This is a genomic window from Pedobacter changchengzhani (assembly GCF_004354365.1).
Classification (GTDB): Bacteria; Bacteroidota; Bacteroidia; order Sphingobacteriales; family Sphingobacteriaceae; genus Pedobacter; species Pedobacter changchengzhani.
This window is the reverse complement of the sequence record NZ_SJCY01000005.1, coordinates 1-18,875: the sequence shown is the minus strand read 5'-3', so window position 1 is coordinate 18,875 and position 18,875 is coordinate 1. Positions and strand designations below refer to the sequence as shown.

Below are 18,875 nucleotides of genomic sequence, written 5' to 3'. Positions count from 1 at the left end.
CCTATTTTTGTATTTTAACCTTTGCTGTATCGGCAAGGCCATAATTTCCTGATGAAATAATTTTATCGGTTTTTAAAAACGTCGGTTTTAACACTTCAATTGTTTGATCGTTTTCAATTCCTTTTTCAACTTTTACTTTTACTGCGGTAGAATCGTTAATCAGTTTCATTACCCAAAACTCATCTTCAGTTTCGTTAGCAAGTATTGCCGATTTAGGTAAAACTTGCGCATTTTGGTGTGCCAATTTTGTTAGCCTAACTTTAGCAATTAATCCCTCTGGAATATCTTTTGATGTATTTACTTTTATAATGTAGCGTTGCGTTTGGGCCAAAGAATCAACAGCGGGCATTGTTCCGGTCACTTTTCCATCAAGTTTAACACCATCGGGCAAAATAACTGCTATCGTTTTATTTGTACCAATAATTGTATTTAAAGCATAAGGCAGGTTAAGTAAAAAGACCAAACTGTTTCTGTTTACAATACTTGCTAGCGCTTCTCCATCTTGTACATAATCTCCTTTTTGATGATTTAGCTGCACAATAATTCCATCTACATTTGCTTTTATTGATGAAATACCCGTAAACTTAAAACCCGGATCTAGCTTATTTACAGCGTTGCCGATTGAGCGGGCTTCTTTGGTAATTAGCGAGAACATTAATTCGCCTCTACCAACTTTATCGCCCAACTTAATATTTGCTTTTTGTATATAACCGTTTATGTTGGCTTTAACCATACTTTTTTCGGTGTAAGCAGAAACTGCCGAAATATCGATATATTCTGCAAGCGTAGTGTCGCCAATGCCCACCACTTCCACAGGTGTTGTCGGTAATGATACTTCTTCTTTAGCTGCGGGCGCTTTACTACCGCATGCTTGTATCAATAAGTAAGAAAAAACCATACAAACTAGCCATTGCATTAAAGTGATTTTTTGATTTAAGATTGGTTTCATATTATTTATTCCAATAGTTAAACTGGTTAATAAGCTTCAATTTGTTTATAGTTGTTTGTCTGTACAAATTTTGCGCAGTCATGTAATTATTTATCGCCATAATAAAATCAGCCATTCGCAAATCGCCGGTATGCAACAGTTTTCTATCCACATCGATAAGGCTTTTGCTAAAGCGAATTTGATCATTTATTTTACTAAAAAGTGCATCTGTTTGCGCAATCTGCTGGCGAATTAGGTTTAATTGTTGCTTTTGCTGATCGATAAAAAAGCTACGGTAAATAGATCGGGTATCCGAAGCAATTGCCAACTTATTGTACTGCATTTTCCGTTGGTTACCATCATAAATTGGAACAGAAAAAGTAAAACCAACGCTTGCTCCAAAATTTTTATAAGGCTGTAAAATGAATGATGAATTATAACCACCATTGGCATAAACACCAAGCTTTGGTAAATAATTCAAATCGATATTCCTTTTTAAGTTGGCATTCCTTAAACTATCTATCGCAAATTTTTGAAGAAAAAATGTTTGCTCTGACGCCATTTTAATACCATCAAGATTAGGCGCAATTAATACGGCTTTTGAAGTATCCTGAATCCCTGATAAGTAAGCCAAGGTTGCATAATCATTTTGAAACTGTAAATTCGATTGCCTTAAAATTAATTGCTGTTGTTGTAACGTAACCAAAAAGGTAAGATATTCTGATTGCTTATAAATATTACTCCGGGTAAGTTGCTTTAACAAGCCATCTTCTTTTTCTAATAAGTTAACAACTTCAATATTAAAAATATTTTGTAATTGACTAGAATAAGCAGTTAAATATTGGTCTGTAATGGTTCTATTTAAATCGAAATTCGATAATGTTGAGGCATATTGAATAGAATCAATTTGTATTTTAACACCTTCGAGCTGATTGTTTAATCTTTTACCATTTAACAAATTGTAACTCAAATTTAGGTAACCTTCTAAAGCTTGCCCGTTTGTAAGCACTTCATCAAAACCATATCCCTTTACCACAGGGGCATACAATCCAGCCGAATTTACATTAACTTGAAAGCCAGATGTGGCTTTAATAATTAAACTATCAACTTTTGCAGATCTGCGTTGATTGTTCAGATCTTTTAACAAAGGACTTGTAAAATGCGCACTATTTAAAAAATAGTTTAAATCTTTAGGTGAAGTCTGCGCCATGGAAACCATCAGCGAGATAGACATTAATAAGGTTATAAAAAATTTCTTTATCGCGATCATTTTAATATTACAATAACCCACACACTTAATATGCAACAAGTTATTTTACTTATTTTAGTTAAAGATATTGATCAATTATGGCGTAATTCTGTAGTTTGATTATTTAATTTCGGTTTGTAACCTTCGCATAAATACACGTAAAATTTACGAACAGGTTTATTATTAAACGAAATTATAATGGGTTGAAGCTGTTTAACATCCCTAAAATATGATTTAAGATTTGGGTTTATTTCAACTTGCTGGTCATTATTTTTAAACTGAGGATCAGAATCTAAAAATATTGCAGACTTCCCGTTTAGCGCAGTAAGATCAGTACCAATAAAATCGAACTGCAAGGCATGTTCTCCAATAATGTTCTGGCCATAAACAAATTCATTGCTAAAAAGATTAAGTTCTGCGGTGGTTTTATAATTATCGGCAGAGAAGATAAAATTTGCATGTTGCTGTGTTTGAATGGCGTTAGCTTTTTCAGTAACCTCTTTCCAACCCACCCAAGTATCGTCTGATTTAATTGGAAATGGATAAAACAACACTTCTATTAAAAGACCAAAATGCACTACAAAAGAAATAACTACTTGCACATTTAGCCACTTCTTGCTAATCACATTGCCAGCCAAAATAATCCCTGTAATGTACGCAGGCATCATCCAGTTTATTTTGATCCAATATATTGGAGAAAGTATTAAAAAAACAGAAAATAACGGTAAGAAGAAGCAAAGTAAAAAGACGGTTTCTGCGGGCATTAACTTCCAACTGTTTTTATACTTTTTTATAATCTGTATTAAAGCATAAAAAATAGCAATTAAGCCTATAGGAATTAATAGAAAAAGCTGGTGACCAATTAAACCTGCTACAAATTTTGGTTGTAATTGAAAGGCAGCGGCAGCATGCATTCTCTGTGCACCTTGAAAAGCAAAAGAAGCAAAATGATTTTGCACATTCCAAATGATAACTGGCGCAGCTACAAAAACCATTATAATACAAGCAAGCCAAGGCCATACCGACAACAAATATTTTCTTTTGGAGGTGGAAAGCAATAAAAAAAGAATCATCCCCGCAGGCAAAAACACAGCCGTGTACTTGCTATCAAAAGCAAGCCCCATTAACACGCCAGCAATAAGCCAGTAAGATTTTTTATTGTTAAATATAGCTTCAAAAAGCGCGATTAATGTTAATGCCCAAAAGAAAAGCAATGGCGTATCTGGTGTAGATACCAAAGAAAGTACACTCACCATTAAGGTACTTAAAAATAAAATAATAATTTTTTTGGATACCTGATTTGGAAAAAACTTAATGGCCAATTGATATAAAGAAATAGAAATTGCAACCGTGAGTAATGAATCGGCTAATTTTATTGCATAAACGTGCTTGCCTAAAATGGACGTGAAAATTTTTAATAAAACAGCAATTGCAGGCGGATGATCAAAATAAGAAAGTGCTGGATGTTGCGCATAGAAAAAATAATATGCGTCTTGAGGCATAGGCCCCATTAACCAAATAGAAGCTAACCTGATGATTAAAATACCAAAAAGGAGTAAAAAGGGTATTGCGCCAATTACTTCTTTTAATACCTTACTGTTAAATTTCATGAAATGAATATTTATAATTTAATGATTTTTAAACTCTCCTTCAGCCAAAAGATTTTCTTTCCTTTTGGTAATTAAAACCTACCGGCTAGCGCTAATCCCTTGGTTCCTTGGCCGTAATAAGGCATTAAAGTAAAATTACCACCTTTTTTATTTATGAATAAGCGCTTAATGTACGGGTATATTAGGTACGATATTTTTGTTGATGCCATACCAAAGCCGGCGCCCGCCACCACATCACTAAACCAGTGTTTGTTGTTGTACATGCGCAGTGTACCGGTAGCGGTAGCCACAAAATATCCCGCATAACCAATCCATGGATTTACGTCTTTATACTCTTGATGCAAAAATTCTGCTGCCATAAAAGCCGATGCGGTATGGCCAGATGGAAAAGAATTATTACCACTGGCATCGGGTCTTAACCTGCCGACACCTTTTTTGATAAAATGTGTAGAAGCCCCCATAATCGCTGCCGATGTAAGGTAAAGCATAGAAGCATCAAACAAATTATGCTTGCCCTTAACTCCCGATAAATTTAAAGCATACACTGCTGCTGCAGGTGCAAATTGCAAATAATCATCAACGTGCGCGGCAAAAAGCGGATGGTCTTCTTGAAGTTCGGCTCTTGTACTTAAATCTAACTTGTTTAAAGCGCCTTTATCGTAAACCGCAATAAATCCATAGCTTACCAAAGCTACCGGGGCAATAAATGGCACCAATTTAAATTTCTTTTTTGGCACAACTTTACCTGCATACCATCTGCCTAACGTATCAGGAGAAGCATATTTAAGTGAATCAATCTGCATAGAAAACAGATTTGTTTGAATGCTAAAAACAAGAATAAAAATTGATAAAAAAATACGCATAATTTAGTTTTTAATGGATTTACCATCTTTATCAAATAACAGATCTTTACCCTTTACTTCGGCTTCATAAACAACTGAACCATCTGCTCTGGTAATTTTTGCAGCTTCGGTAATTTTTAAATTTTTAAGCTTTGCCATCACTGCCATCGGAAATTCCGAAAGCTTAATTGTAACTTCTGTTTCTTTTAAAACGCCGTTTATTGAATAAACTTCGGTGGTTTCTTTACCGCCTAATATAAAACCCGCTTCATAATCTTTTTTCTCTAATTCCCATTTTACTTTTGCAGTTGGGTGAAGTTTGGTAAAAGCATTTCTAACTGCCATTGGCACTTTTTCTGCTTTTAATTTTTGTGCTTGAGCTATGTTTACAAGACCAGCTGAAATTACTAAAAATACAAATAACTTTTTCATAATAGATTTTTTAGTCAAATCTAAAACTCAATTATGAAGGAATTCTGTAGTTAACTACCGCCGTTAAATTTTATCGAAAAAACATGTCTTCCGTTTAGGTAATTATGCTTGATATTAAAATTATACAAATTGCAAATTTGTTTCGTAATTGCTAAACCAAGTCCCATTCCTTCTGATTCGACCGACTTCGAAAACCGCTCGAACAACATTCCATCAATGTTAATATCCTTACCGGTATTAGAAATTCTCAGATTTTCCTGATCGAGAAAAACATCTATTTCTCCACCATCTATATTATGCCTAACAGCATTGCTGAATAAATTATTGAGTAAAATATCGGCTAAAAATTTGCTCATATTTAGTTCGAGTGATCCAATATTTGCATTTACCTTTAAATTATTTTTCTTAAAAAGCTCTTCAAATTGTCGAATCTTCCCATTTATGAGTTCCTGCATATTGATAAGCTGACGATCTGAAATCAAATTATTCTCGATTTTAGACAACAGCAACAACGAGCGATGTAAACGAGAAAGTTTACCTGTTGCATAATATATATCTCCAATATATGCACTTTGCTGTTGCGTAAAATTCTCGGTTTGCAGTAGCGAATCTAACTTTGAATTAATTACGGCCAATGGCGTCATCATTTCGTGCGATGCATTATCTGTAAAGCTTTTCAGCTCACGATAATCTTGCTTAACTCTTTCTGCCATTGCATTTACAGATGTATTGAGTTCGATAAATTCATCAATCCTCGTTGGTTCGATTTCAATTTTCTGAGTTTTCGATACTTCAAACGATTTTATCTGCTCCAAAATAGTATAAAAAGGCTTCCAAATCCGTTTGAAAAAAAATCTATTTATCAGCAATAGCGAAGCCAGAAGAACCAGCGTTGTGGCCAACGTAATTAACAGAATTATTCTTACTAAATCTTCCGATTCTAATCTCGATTTGGTAATGGTAACACGAAAAATTTTCGACCCAAGTTTTACAGAAGTCACCAAACTTCTACCAGGCTCCTCTTCACTTTCTTTTGAATTAAAATAGTTTGTATAGGCAAAAGTACGTTCAACGTCTTCCCCCTCAATTTCTTTGTAAGCAACCTGCTGATCAAGAAAGCCAGCTGGCAACGGGAGTTTTTGGTAAGTTGCAGTGTATTGCCGAATTTCATTTTCTTCCACACCTAAATCCCGATCCAGTTTATCCGTTAATATGGCATGTATAAAAACATAGTAGATAATACCCGTTAAAATTAAGATAACAAATGAAGTAAAAATATTTACTTTGTTATAATTGCTAGTTAATCTCATTGCTGACTAAATTTATAGCCCACCCCGTAAACTGAGTGTAAATAGTCTTTCGAACCCGCTTCTAGCAGTTTCTTTCTCAAGTTTTTTACGTGCGTGTAAATAAAATCAAAATCATCGCTCATATCCATTTCATCACCCCATAAATGCTCGGCAATGGCATTTTTTGATACCACTTTATTTTTGTTAGCCAAGAAATAAATCAGTAAATTAAACTCCTTTTTAGTAAGTGTTAGTTTATTGTCGTTTACAGAAACGAACATTGAGGATTGATGTATGCTAATTTCATTGAAAACAACTATGTTATTCCCGTTAAAATTTTTTCTTCTAACAATAGCTGTTAAACGCGCTTTTAATTCTGATAGATGAAAAGGTTTTACTAAATAATCATCGGCACCTAAATCGAGGCCAGCAAGTTTATCGTCGAGCGCATGCCTTGCCGAAATGATTAAAACACCATCGCCTTTTTTTAATGCTTTAATTTTAGTTAAAATTTCTAATCCTTCGCCACCAGGCAAACCTAAATCGAGCAGAATGCAATCGTAACTGTATAAATTTATTTTATTCAACGCCGAATTAAAGTCGGATGCAGACTCACAAACATTCCCCTCGCCCTTTAAATAATCTAAAATGCTATGCAATAATAATTGTTCATCTTCTACAATTAGAATTTTCATAGTTAAGTATTGATATACTGAAGTGAATTAAAAATTTTCGATAATGAGTGTCTCATTCTTAGTCAAATTTACGCTATAAACATCGGCACTTATCTTTTTCAGTATCACTTTTTTATTATTGATACTTGCTTGTGTGGTATTTAGTTTAGTCTTAAAAACCAACGGAGTACCAGCTAAACTCTTAATCTCTATATGAGTTATTTTGCTGTTTTCTAACTTCGCGCTCACCTCAAAAGCACCTTCCGCCAACCAGTTTTTAAATTCTAAATCTTTCCATTTATCTGGAATTGCGGGAAAAATGCGCACCTTATTACCCCAAGACTGTAGCAACATATCTTGTAAAGCTTGCGCTGCAGATAAAGGTGTTTCGAAAACCGGCCCAGATTCTTTGTACAATCCATTTGGCAAAATAAATCTGTTCAAATCTTCAAGATATTTTAAGGCATTATTTCCATCGCCAACGGCGGATGAAATTGACGAAGCACCAGTATAACTATAGCCTAACAAACCTTTCTGATCGCCAATCCAGTGATTTAAAGATTTTGATATTAAAGGCCTATTTTCTTCATCATCCACATTTAAAAGATAAAGCGGATAAATCATCAATAAGTGTGAATAATGACGGTGTGAAACTTCATAAGCTAAATCAGCGCCAATTTTCAAACCTGTATCATTAATTTGATACCCGACTAAATGTGCTAAAATCTCGTTCCATTTATTCCTTTCTGGCTCATCAATTTTTAATATTTTGGAGGCTTCTACTAATGATTTTAAACCCCAATTAATAAGCGCCAAATCCATATTTGGATCTTTCGTTTCGCCTAACAATCCCTTATTAGCTTTTGGGTATTCTGGCGAATAACCTAACGGAATATGATAATTACCATCTGCCTCTTTTTCTAATAGATGCAAATAATAATTCATGCTTTTTTTTAACAATGGATAACATTTCGTCCGCAAAAACGATGTATCCATGCTATAGCGATACATTAACCATACATTATGCATTGCCCATGGCAAATTACTGTGTAAATTTTGATAGCGTTTATCGTCATCAGCAGCGCCTTTTAAATCTTGAGCCGTAGCTAAAGCCAAATAAGCGGCGTCTTTTTGCCAAGCAATTGGCTTTACATTTGCCACCAATTGTTGTTGATTATTGTATAAGGTATTGGGCAAAGATTGGGCAATATCTAAATGATTGGACGTGTTTAGCATCCAATAGCAAAGCTGAACATTCAAATCCCACGTAATGTATGGCCACGGTGTAGATTGAAACCACGGACCAGAAGTATCCATTATTGGCCCATTTGCTCGGGTTGCGCTCCCAACTTTATACAGTTGCAAATAGTACATCTTCTCCAGGTTTTTATCAGGAATTGTCATAAAACTTTTATGGTAGAATTTATACCACCAAAGCTTATGCGCCTTAAACTCTACATCGTAAATAGAAAAAGCAAAACGGTTTAAAATTTCTAATACCTTCGTCTCTGCCTGCCGTTCGGGAAAAGAATTTTGAATTGTAACACCTATAACTCCACTATTTTGTGTTTTATCCATGCGCTTCCAACCCACCGTAAATTGCCCACCGGCTGTAAAGTTTTGCGTACTTAAATTAATTGTTCCAACTTTCGAAATGATTGGCTTTGGGTTGGGTTGATAAATTTTTAGCATCTCTAAATACTTATCTCCATACGCTAGTGCGTACTTTTTAATATTCGATTTACTATTTGGAAAATTGATATTTCTCGTCGTTTTAGCCTCCGCTGGGATAAAGCTTATCGCATAATTTTCATTGCCATAACAAGTTATTTTAGTCAGTATCAAATCCTTTGTGGCCGATAAAAAATGATGTAAAATGGCAGTTCCTTTAGTGGTTTTAATTTCGCCCCGCAAATCTGCCGTGTACAAATTTTGCCTAAAATTGCCGTTTATTATTTTACCTTTAAACGTTATGTTTAAAAAACCGATTAATAATCGAGGTCTCGAATAAGCTGTCCAACCCGATGAATCGTTGCGATGGTCTTGTACATCGGTTCTAAAAAGCTGAATTTTTAAAACATTGTTTACGGTTGTATCTCGATAAATCATCGAACCAATAAACCCATTTCCAAAATATGGTGCTTCATCCCAACTTTTGGGCAGGCTGTTAAATGCTAAAACCTTTTGATCAAAAAAAGCCTTATAATTAACCGTTTTTACCTGCGCAATAGCATTAAAAGTGCAAATAAAAAAACTTATAAAGATGAATACAGCATAATAATTTCTCACAACAACAGCTTAATATATACGGATATACAAGTCTAAGGTTTTTGAGAATAGATTGAAGAATAAAATGGAAAAGTAATTTAACTTCACGTCTATTTACGGCGACAATAAAAATCGACCGAAAACTTTGAAGTAAAACTTAATAAGCTTCCACTACTTGATTTTTAATAGATTCGTTTACCAAAACCAATGGCCGACCCATTTTCTTCAAAGTACGGAAGTGTGAAACTAATGCCTTCGTAAAAGTTTCATTTTCATGGTAAGGCAATCCAAACTCTAAAGCGGTTTGCTTTACAATTACCGAAACGCGGCCATAATGAACGTGACAAATTTTAGGAAATAAATGATGCTCAATCTGTCTATTTAATCCGCCTAAGAAAAATGCTGCCAACGGAGATTGTGTGGCAAAATTTGCAGTTGTTCGCATTTGATGTTCTGCCCAAGCTTCTTCCATGTTACCTTCTACATTAGGCGTAGGGAATATTGTGCCTTCTACAACGTGTGCCAATTGAAAAACCAAACCCATTGTAATTCCTTGTGCCAAGTGAAGTAAAACGAAGCCAATTGCAACCTGCCACCAAGGTATATCGATAAAAATTAATGGTAAACCAATAAAAAGAAAATAGTACAAAAATTTATAAAAGAAGAGATTAAAATACTCAATTTTTGGGTGTATATTTTCTCTAGCACCAATATGTTTTTGAAAAAACTTTTTGTAATCTTTCCTCAACACCCAAGATAAAGACGCTAAGCCATACATCGGAAAAGCATACCATTGCTGAAAACGTTGGTGCGGTCTTAATTCCTCATCTTCCGAAATTCGAATCAACCCTGGCGCAATTTCAATATCCTCATCATGCCCAGGAATGTTGGTGTAAGTATGGTGAACTACATTGTGTGTAATATTCCAAACATAAGGATTTGCACCAACCAAATGAAATAACATGCTCAACGCTTTATTTACTTTTTTACTTGATGAAAATGAGCCGTGAATGGCATCATGACAAATATTAAAACCAATAAAAGCACAGATTATACCTAGTAAAACGGTAAGTGATACTAATGTTACGCCATTTAGTTTAACAAGAAGAATGGTAAAATACACAATTGTAAATAGCGTTAAAAATATGATGGTTTTAACCCACATTAAAGAATTGGCATTTATGCTTTGCTTACGCTCTAGAAAATCGTTATTTACACGCTTCCGCAATTCTGCATAAAAATTTTCTTTGGCAGGGGCAGGAAACTTCGTTATTACTTTCATGTATTCATATATATTACCCATGTTCTAGGCCGAAACTCCAAGTTCATTAAGTGATTTAAATTTATCTGATTAAGTTTTACAAAGATATGAACGTAAACGGAGAAAGATTAGATTGTTAAATATTTTTTCTCGATAGATTAAAAGTAAATTTTCCGCCTATTTAATGGAATAAGGCAACAACAATTTTGGTCTAAATTGCGACATATTTTCAATCTTTGCTGAACAAAACAAACCGTTTGTTTGTTGTTTACAACTCATCAATGTATCTTTAAAAATATAATTAAATTATGAATACTGAAAAAGCCATTCTCGCTGGAGGTTGTTTCTGGGGTGTAGAAGAACTATTTCGCCATCAAAATGGTGTAATTTCTACCATTGTTGGCTACACCGGAGGCGACGTAGCAAATGCAACCTACAAAAATCATGGCACACATGCTGAAGCAATTGAAATTAGCTTTAACCCTGATCAACTTTCTTATCGTAAACTGTTAGAATATTTCTTTCAGATACACGATCCAACAACAAAAAACAGACAAGGAAATGATATCGGTACTTCATACCGATCGGCAATCTTTTATTTAGATGAAACGCAGAAACAAACTGCTGAAATGTTGATTACAGAAATGAATGAATCGGGAGTTTGGCCAGGTAAAGTGGTTACCGAAGTGGTACCTGCAACCGATTTTTGGAATGCTGAAGAAGATCATCAAAATTATTTACAAAGAATACCTTACGGTTACACCTGCCATTTCGAAAGACCAGATTGGAAGTTAAAGTAAGTAAAATTTTAAAGATTCAAAGTGCAACTAGTTTTGCACTTTGTATCTTATAATCATCAAAAAACTTTCACTTCTAGCACAAGATCATTAAAAATTCTGAAATAAAATTGAACTCCTTTTTAAAGCATGAGCTGTAAGATTTCTTTAAACGAATTTATCCCTTCTTCATAATCTCACCAAATAATTCATAAGAATGAAGCCTTGCTTTATGATCGTAAATATGTGAAGTAACCATTAATTCATCTACTTGCGTTTGTGCTAAAAATGAATTTAATTGACCACTCAAATGCTGTGGACCGCCTATGAAAGCGACAGCCAACATTTGGTTTACAGCTGCCTCTTCGTTAAAATCCCATACGTTATCCATACTGTCTATCGGTGGTTGCAGCAACTGTCGTTTACCGGTTACAATTCCCAAAAACAATCTTTTTAATGATGTGGATAATCGGTTCGCCTCTTCATCTGTATCGGCTGCAACTACATTTATGCAGGCCATTACATAAGGTTTTGCTAAAACTTTCGATGGCCTGAAATTCTGACGATAGATTTTAATTGCCTCTAGAAACTGAGCTGGAGCAAAATGGCTCGCAAACGCATAAGGTAAACCATAAGAAGCAGCCAAATGTGCGCTGTCTGTACTAGATCCTAAAATCCAAATTGGCACATCAGTACCTTCGCCAGGAATTGCCCGAACTTGCGCTCCACTATTACTCGCCGATAAAAATCTTTGCAGTTTTAACACATCTTGCGGAAAATTATGGGGCGACGCAAAACGTTCGCCTCTTATTTCCATCGCTGTTAACTGATCTGTACCAGGTGCTCTACCCAATCCTAAATCTATCCTATTTGGGTATAAAGTTGCCAAAGTTCCAAACTGCTCGGCAATAACTAAAGGCGAATGATTGGGCAACATGATGCCACCAGAACCAACTCTAATTGTTTTCGTTTTACCCGCAATGTGGCCAATTAAAACTGAAGTAGCGGCACTTGCTACGCTAATCATATTGTGATGCTCGGCAAGCCAATATCTAAGGTAGCCCAACTTTTCGGTATGCTGTGCTAAATCAACACTGTTATTAAATGTATCTGCAACCGTTTTCCCTTCTATAACACCCGCCAAATCCAATACCGAAAATGGCAACGCCGATAATGCTTTTCTTTCCATATAAATTACAATTCATTTGTGATTAGATTTCCTAACGCTTCAAAAGTACTTTCGTTTCTTTTATAGTAAGTCCATTGCCCCACTCGTGTTGCAGTAACCAAACCCGCTCTTTGCAAAATGGCTAAATACTCAGAAATGGTAGATTGTGTTAATCCTGCCTTCTTTTGAATATGCCCCACACAAATACCATTCATGATATGTTTCGAAGTTAATTCGTAATCCGCAAAGTGGGCTTCAGGATTCTTTAACCAAGTTAAAATCTGCAACCTGGTTTTATTCGAGAGGGCTTTAAATAGTTCAATCTTTTCCACCTCACAAATATACATCGATAATTCCCGATATACCAATTAGGTTAAATTTATTGACAATTTAATGAAGCTATCCTTGGATTTACATTAATTAGAAATCAAAAGAAACCTAAAACAACTTAACAAAGATCTTCAAAAATGCTATGCTTATACCTATAAACTAACAAATTATCAAAATTTAATCCTGCACTCCTCAACGCTAAATAATTATTTAACTATATTCGCAGAAAGATCAAAAATGAATTCCATAAAAACATTTAAGGAGGGCAAAATCGGTACGTTCTTCTTAAAAAAGGAAGTCTTAATTTTTGTCTATATACTCCTAGCGGTATTCACAGCATCTAAGCAATATTTTAGCCATAGTTTCAATAACTATCTCATTTTTAAATATACTTTTTGGCACACCGTAGATTTACAAAACCTCTATAACAATTATCCCGAATATCTAGATAGTAACCACTACGGCCCAGTTTTTTCTTTACTAATTGCACCATTCGCATTATTGCCAGATGGGTTGGGAATGGTACTCTGGAACGTTGCGAACGTAAGCATTTTACTTTGGGGCATATTAAGCTTACCGATATCGTTAAATAAAAGAACAATAATTGGTTGGCTATGTGCGCACGAAACCTTAACCGCATTGTTTAGTTTTCAATTCAATATCGCCTTAACAGGATTAATTATTTTGAGTTTTTCTTGCCTAATTAAAAAGAAAGAAATTCAATCTGCATTCGTTATCGCGTTGGGCACACTCGTTAAATTATATGGTATTGTAGGTTTAGCATTTTTCTTTTTTACCAAAAAGAAATTAAAATTTATCATTGCAGGGATATTTGGTTTACTGATCCTTTTTATTTTGCCGATGGCGATATCATCTCCAAGTTTTATCATTCAATCCTACTCAGATTGGTTTAACTCTTTAGTCCACAAAAACACTACAAATGCTTCGTTAACCTCTTTTCAGGATATATCGATAATGGGTATGGCCAGACGTATTTCTGGCGATGTAAACATCCCAAATTTGCCATTTTTGGTTTTTGGAGTGGTACTATTTGGATTGCCTTATTTAAGAGTCAAACAATTTAAACACGCGGGCTTTCAATTAATGTTACTCGCTTCTACCTTAATATTTACGGTAATTTTCAGTAGCGGATCAGAGTCGCCAACCTACATTATTGCATTTGCTGGTGTAGCCATTTGGTTTACAGTTCAACCAAATAAAAATAACTGGAAGATTGGTTTACTAATTTTTGCACTTATTTTAACAAGCTTATCACCAACAGATATATTTCCGCATTCGGTAAAAGAATTTATTAGACTAAATTCGCTTAAAGCCCTACCTTGCGTTATAATTTGGTTTGTTATTATCTACCAAATGCTTAAAGAAGATTTTAGCTACTATTTGCCGACAGAAAAATGAGAAAATTAGTTTCAATCGTTATCCCTGCTTACAACGAGGCTGATAATATTTTTGTCATTATAGAGAATATTAAAACGGTATTTAAAACTATCGATTATGATTTTGAAGTTATTTTAGTGGATGACGGAAGCTCAGATTCAACTTTAAAGCGAGTGAAAGAGGTTGTTGAAGTCTCCAGTAACATATACTTTTTAGAATTTTCTAAAAATTTTGGCCATCAGTTGGCGGTAAAAGCTGGTATGGATCATGCTTTTGGCGATTGCGTAATTAGTATGGATTGCGATTTACAACATCCACCAGAACTTATTCCGGAAATGCTTGCGAAGTGGGAAGAAGGGTTTGAAGTAGTTTACACCATTAGAGCAGAAGATAAATCACTTTCGAAAGCAAAAAGAAGCTCCTCAAATATATTTTATAAAACCTTAAATTGGCTATCCGATATTGATTTAGAACCTGGTTCAGCAGATTTTCGTTTGCTCGATCAAAAGGTTGTTAACGTTTTTAGGAATTTTCAAGAGAACGAACCATTTTTAAGAGGGTTGGTAAAATGGCTTGGATTTAATCAGTACGCCATCAAATATATGCCGGCAGAGCGCTTCTCTGGCAAGAGCAAGTACACCGTTAAGAAGATGATGCATTTGGCTTTACACGGCGTTACTTCTTTTAGTATTAAACCTTTATATACAGCAGTTTATTTAGGATTTATTTTTTCCATAGCCTCAATTTTATATATCCCCTATGTTTTATACGCTTTTATTTATGGCGTAGAAGTATCTGGCTGGGCATCTACAATAATGACAATTGTATTTTTTGGTGGTTTGCAGTTAATCATCCTAGGTATAATTGGTATTTACGTAGGCAAAATGTTCATGCAGGGCAAAAATCGGCCAAATTATATCGTTAGATCTACAAATTTAAAAGTTAATGGTACTGCTTAGTTTTGATATTGAAGAATTTGACATGCCATTTGAGTATGGTAAAGAAATTGATTTTAAAGATCAAATTTCCATTTCTCGGGATGGTACAATCTCAATTTTAGATTTATTGGATAAATATAACGTTAAAGCTACCTTTTTTTGCACGGTAACTTTTGCAGAAAACATCCCTGATTTAATTAAAAGGATTACCAACACAGGCCATGAATTGGCTTCGCACGGCTATTACCACTCAGATTTTAAGCCAGAACACTTGCTACAATCGAAACTAAAATTAGAAGAACTGTCGGGCAAAAAAATATTAGGCTACCGAATGGCGAGAATGATGCCTGTTGATGAAAATGAAATAAGAAAGGCGGGTTACCAATACAACACGTCAATAAACCCAACTTATTTACCGGGGCGTTACAACAACTTCAATATATCGAGAACTTATTTTACCAAAGCAACAGTGTTGCAGATTCCAGCATCGGTTTCTCCTATCATCCGCTTCCCTCTTTTTTGGTTATCTTTCCACAACCTACCTTTATGGCTGTATAAGCGACTGGCGAAATGGACTTATAACAAAGATGGTTACCTTAATATTTATTTCCACCCATGGGAATTTACAGATTTGGACGACCGCGACAGATTCGGTTTCCCTAAATATGTAACAAAAAACTCGGGTACTCAGATGATTAATAGAATGGACAATCTTTTAAAATGGATGAAATCTCAAAATTATCCTTTCGGAACTTTTCAAGATTTCATTAAATCAATCAACAATTAAGTTTTCTCAACTATTATTCAGAACTTGAAACAGTGCTAAATTAATCGCTTGGAGAGTAAGTGGCAACCGCCAACTACTTATAATTTTCTGCTAATTTAAGTGCGTTATAGGCGTTTACAATACCACCACTCACACAAATATCCGAAAAAGGTACTCGCACATTATCACCTTTTTCGTTCTTATATTTCACTTTATGCTCCACTTTTGAAACTGATTTCATGATGATCTCTCTAACCTGAAAAGGTTTTAAATTGGGATGATAGGTCAAAATTAACGCAGCTAAGCCTGCCACTACAGGCGAGGCCATACTCGTTCCATCAAAAGCATCATATTTATCTCCAGGCACAGTAGATGTTATTAAAAATCCAGGTGCAAAAACGTCCACATTATACTTTCCGTAGTTCGAGAAATCAGCTTTTAAGGTTTCATCATCTTTATATGCACTAGCCCCAACCTCAATCCAGTTACTTGCGTGCGGAAGTCTATATTTTAAAGAATCTAAAATTACAGGCTTATCCAGAGGCGTTTTTGAATAACCTCCAGGTCTTTGTTGCATGCCCGCACCGTACTGACTATTTGGTTTTGGCGGCTCAAAATCTGGTTTAACCATTTTTTTATGTGCGGCATTGTAGGCTTTAGCCTCCGGACTATCAAAATATTTATTAGGATAGTTCTCCCCAGTGTCGTTATTACTATTATCATTACCGGCTGCATGCACCAATAATACGCCCTTAATCTCTGCGTACTTCACAGCATCATCGACAACTTTTTTATCCCACTTATAGCCTTTTCCAAAGCTCATATTAATCACTTTAGCACCATTATCCACAGCATACCTAATTCCGTTCGCAACATCTTTATCACGCTCATCACCCGTTGGCACAACGCGGATGGCCATAATGCTAACATTATTTGCAACGCCCATAATCCCCAATCCATTTGTTCTGTCTGCACCAATAATACCCGATACGTGAGTTCCGTGTTTTGCATCAGGCCCTGCTACATCATTATTACCATAATTTTTCTCATATGAATTCGCATAATCATCACCCACTAATTGCGCCCGTTCATCATATTTTGGATTCAAATTATACTTGAGCATATCGCTATACTGCTCGTAGCCGTCCATAATATTTTTATAAAATTTCTCAAAGCTTCCATCCTCACGAGAACCTTTTCTAATAATAGAAACTACTTGCTCCTCAAGTTCGTCATCTGGCTTATAACCGTTAACATCTTCTAAAGATGGGATTTGCTTCTTGTGAATCGTCGCTACAGAATCTAACACCTTTTTTATTGCAAAAATTACCGCGAACTGGTTGCTGGCATCTTCGTATTTTTTCCCAAAATCGCCAACCATCTTTTTATAAAGCCTAAACTCTTCCTTTTGTGTACTATCTAAAGGCGTGAGGTTGGTGGTAGATTGATATTTTGGTTTATATATCCTCAATAGTCTCACTAATTCCAAATTATCATACTGCAAATTCCCCTTTTTAGAGCCAATAAAATTCCACCCGTGGATGTCATCAACGTAACCATTACCGTCATCGTCAATACCGTTTCCAGCAATTTCCTTTTTGTTGGTCCACAAAACAGACTTCAAATCTTCATGCGTCGGATCAACACCACCATCAATCACAGCTACAATTACTTTCTGTTTTGGTTTTTTATCCTTCAAAAGCAAATCGTAAGCTTTCTGCGTACTAATGCCGTAAAATCCACTTGTCACCAAATCTAGATTAAACCAATTTGGTGGAAGTTTTACATTTTTATCTTGCGCATAAGTAAGGCTAGATAACATTAAAAAGCAAATTATTAAGGAGGTTTTTAAGCGACTCATATTCATCATAATAGTATATACGTATTGTTACAATAATACAGTTTTATTGATTGTCGGAACAAAATTTAAGACTTTTTAACAACTGTGCGAGCAATTATTTTACAATAACGTCAGCAAGAGTGAATAAGTTTCTTTTCGCATAGTAGATATCAGACTAAAAAATTAGAAAAGCAATTGCAGTTTTTCAAATAAAGGTTTCTTCCTGCTGTCCACTGCAATCTTTTTGGGACTTTGTTTTGAAATCGGGTTTCTTTTTATAAAAAAGGATTTCCGTTTCCATCAGGTTTATGAATATAGTGCTGTGGGAGGAAACTTAGGTTGTTCAGTATGCCAAACATGGAAAGCAGACATTTGGGTTTGCCCCGGCGTTTTGGAAAAGCTGTTATAAACGAAGAAAAACCTCCAGTGTTACTGATGAGTCTCTTGTTAAATCCCTCTTTGGGGTTTTAAGATTTGGCACCGACCTACTTTCCCATCCCGATTGATCGGGACAGTGCCACAGGCCCTGGTGGGGTTGACTTCTCTGTCCGGTCCCGATGCATATCGGGAGGGAAGAGGTAGACATAAAAAGATGAGACCACAGATAGTGAACTTCCATTCTTTTTGGGATTTTGTTTCGGAACCAGATTTATTTTTGACCAAAAAGGATTTACGTTTCCATCAGGTTTATGAATGTAATGCTGCGGGAGGAAACTCAGGTCTCGGCATTATGCCAAACAGTGCGCGAACATGCCACGCGGGCATTTGGGTCTGGCCCGGCGTTTGGCAAAAAAACTGTTATAAACGAAGAAAACCCTCCAGTATTTACTGAAGGGTCTCTTGTTAAATCCCTCTTTGGGGTTTTAAGATTTGGCACCGACCTACTCTCCCACATGTTACTGCAGTACCATCGGCTCTGGCGGGCTTAACTTCTCTGTTCGGAATGGGAAGAGGTGGACACCGCCGATATAGGCACCTAAATATTTTATAAAGGTATAGGGTGGAGGGTATAAAGGTATAAGGTTTTCACCCTAAGCCTTCGACCTTTCAGCCTTTAACCTTAAACATTATTGAAAGAAGTTAAGTTTTGAAGAACAAACAACAGT

General features: G+C 35.4%; 16 protein-coding genes and 1 rRNA gene. 4 read left to right on the top strand and 13 right to left on the bottom strand.

The genetic code is table 11. The features are described 5' to 3' along the window. Nucleotide 1: 1 nt before the first annotated feature. The 9 genes from EZJ43_RS09135 to EZJ43_RS09095 form a co-directional block, all read right to left on the bottom strand. Nucleotides 2–949 carry an HlyD family efflux transporter periplasmic adaptor subunit gene (locus EZJ43_RS09135; RefSeq protein ID WP_133262406.1) on the bottom strand — a complete coding sequence of 316 codons (948 nt, stop codon included), beginning with the start codon at nt 947–949 and terminating at the stop codon, nt 2–4. Nucleotide 950: 1 nt separating this feature from the next. After that, nucleotides 951–2,162 carry a TolC family protein gene (locus EZJ43_RS09130; RefSeq protein WP_165953118.1) on the bottom strand — a complete coding sequence of 404 codons (1,212 nt, stop codon included), beginning with the start codon at nt 2,160–2,162 and terminating at the stop codon, nt 951–953. Nucleotides 2,163–2,269: 107 nt separating this feature from the next. Continuing rightward, complete coding sequence (locus EZJ43_RS09125; protein WP_133262404.1) at nt 2,270–3,787, bottom strand: ArnT family glycosyltransferase; 1,518 nt, start codon at nt 3,785–3,787, stop codon at nt 2,270–2,272. A 71-nt stretch (nt 3,788–3,858) separates the two neighbouring features. Continuing rightward, nucleotides 3,859–4,590, bottom strand: a complete 732-nt coding sequence (locus EZJ43_RS09120) for a phosphatase PAP2 family protein (RefSeq protein ID WP_133262536.1) — start codon at nt 4,588–4,590, stop codon at nt 3,859–3,861. 63 nt (nt 4,591–4,653) lie between these two features. Further along, nucleotides 4,654–5,061 (bottom strand): hypothetical protein, encoded by a 408-nt coding sequence (locus EZJ43_RS09115; protein WP_133262403.1) that lies wholly within the window; start codon nt 5,059–5,061, stop codon nt 4,654–4,656. A gap of 50 nt (nt 5,062–5,111) precedes the next feature. Further along, the gene (locus EZJ43_RS09110; RefSeq protein ID WP_133262402.1) at nt 5,112–6,371 is read right to left on the bottom strand and encodes a sensor histidine kinase; all 1,260 of its coding nucleotides are present in this window, start codon (nt 6,369–6,371) and stop codon (nt 5,112–5,114) included. Next, on the bottom strand, nt 6,368–7,045 hold the full coding sequence (locus EZJ43_RS09105; protein ID WP_133262401.1) for a response regulator transcription factor: 678 nt from the start codon (nt 7,043–7,045) through the stop codon (nt 6,368–6,370). Before EZJ43_RS09105 ends, EZJ43_RS09110 begins: the two co-directional genes overlap by 4 nt. 27 nt (nt 7,046–7,072) lie before the next feature. Beyond that, nucleotides 7,073–9,313, bottom strand: coding sequence for a glycosyl hydrolase family 95 catalytic domain-containing protein (locus EZJ43_RS09100; RefSeq protein ID WP_133262400.1), 2,241 nt, complete (start codon nt 9,311–9,313; stop codon nt 7,073–7,075). 136 nt (nt 9,314–9,449) lie between these two features. Then, the gene (locus EZJ43_RS09095) at nt 9,450–10,574 is read right to left on the bottom strand and encodes a fatty acid desaturase family protein (protein WP_133262399.1); all 1,125 of its coding nucleotides are present in this window, start codon (nt 10,572–10,574) and stop codon (nt 9,450–9,452) included. 287 nt (nt 10,575–10,861) lie between these two features. On the opposite strand from EZJ43_RS09095, the gene msrA reads away from it, so the two are divergent. Next, nucleotides 10,862–11,353: a peptide-methionine (S)-S-oxide reductase MsrA gene (gene msrA, locus EZJ43_RS09090; RefSeq protein WP_207924601.1), complete on the top strand. Its 492-nt coding sequence runs from the start codon at nt 10,862–10,864 to the stop codon at nt 11,351–11,353. A gap of 154 nt (nt 11,354–11,507) precedes the next feature. Here msrA and EZJ43_RS09085 read toward each other — a convergent pair whose 3' ends face one another. After that, nucleotides 11,508–12,518 carry an LLM class flavin-dependent oxidoreductase gene (locus EZJ43_RS09085; protein ID WP_133262397.1) on the bottom strand — a complete coding sequence of 337 codons (1,011 nt, stop codon included), beginning with the start codon at nt 12,516–12,518 and terminating at the stop codon, nt 11,508–11,510. Nucleotides 12,519–12,523: 5 nt separating this feature from the next. After that, nucleotides 12,524–12,829 carry an ArsR/SmtB family transcription factor gene (locus EZJ43_RS09080; RefSeq protein WP_133262396.1) on the bottom strand — a complete coding sequence of 102 codons (306 nt, stop codon included), beginning with the start codon at nt 12,827–12,829 and terminating at the stop codon, nt 12,524–12,526. 235 nt (nt 12,830–13,064) lie between these two features. Here EZJ43_RS09080 and EZJ43_RS09075 point away from each other — a divergent pair, with 235 nt between their 5' ends. The 3 genes from EZJ43_RS09075 to EZJ43_RS09065 are packed head-to-tail and all read left to right on the top strand — an operon-like array spanning nt 13,065 to nt 15,950. After that, a complete protein-coding gene (locus EZJ43_RS09075) occupies nt 13,065–14,246 on the top strand; it encodes a glycosyltransferase family 87 protein (protein WP_133262395.1) in 1,182 nt (393 codons plus the stop codon). Next, nucleotides 14,243–15,184 (top strand): glycosyltransferase family 2 protein, encoded by a 942-nt coding sequence (locus EZJ43_RS09070; RefSeq protein WP_133262394.1) that lies wholly within the window; start codon nt 14,243–14,245, stop codon nt 15,182–15,184. The genes EZJ43_RS09075 and EZJ43_RS09070 overlap by 4 nt, the downstream gene beginning before the upstream one ends. After that, nucleotides 15,171–15,950, top strand: coding sequence for a polysaccharide deacetylase family protein (locus tag EZJ43_RS09065; protein ID WP_133262393.1), 780 nt, complete (start codon nt 15,171–15,173; stop codon nt 15,948–15,950). The genes EZJ43_RS09070 and EZJ43_RS09065 overlap by 14 nt, the downstream gene beginning before the upstream one ends. Nucleotides 15,951–16,023: 73 nt before the next feature. On the opposite strand, the gene EZJ43_RS09060 is transcribed toward EZJ43_RS09065, so the two are convergent. Both EZJ43_RS09060 and rrf read right to left on the bottom strand, forming a co-directional pair. Continuing rightward, nucleotides 16,024–17,751 (bottom strand): S8 family peptidase, encoded by a 1,728-nt coding sequence (locus EZJ43_RS09060; RefSeq protein WP_243718073.1) that lies wholly within the window; start codon nt 17,749–17,751, stop codon nt 16,024–16,026. A gap of 886 nt (nt 17,752–18,637) precedes the next feature. After that, nucleotides 18,638–18,749: ribosomal RNA gene (rrf, locus tag EZJ43_RS09055) — 5S ribosomal RNA — on the bottom strand. Nucleotides 18,750–18,875: the final 126 nt, after the last annotated feature.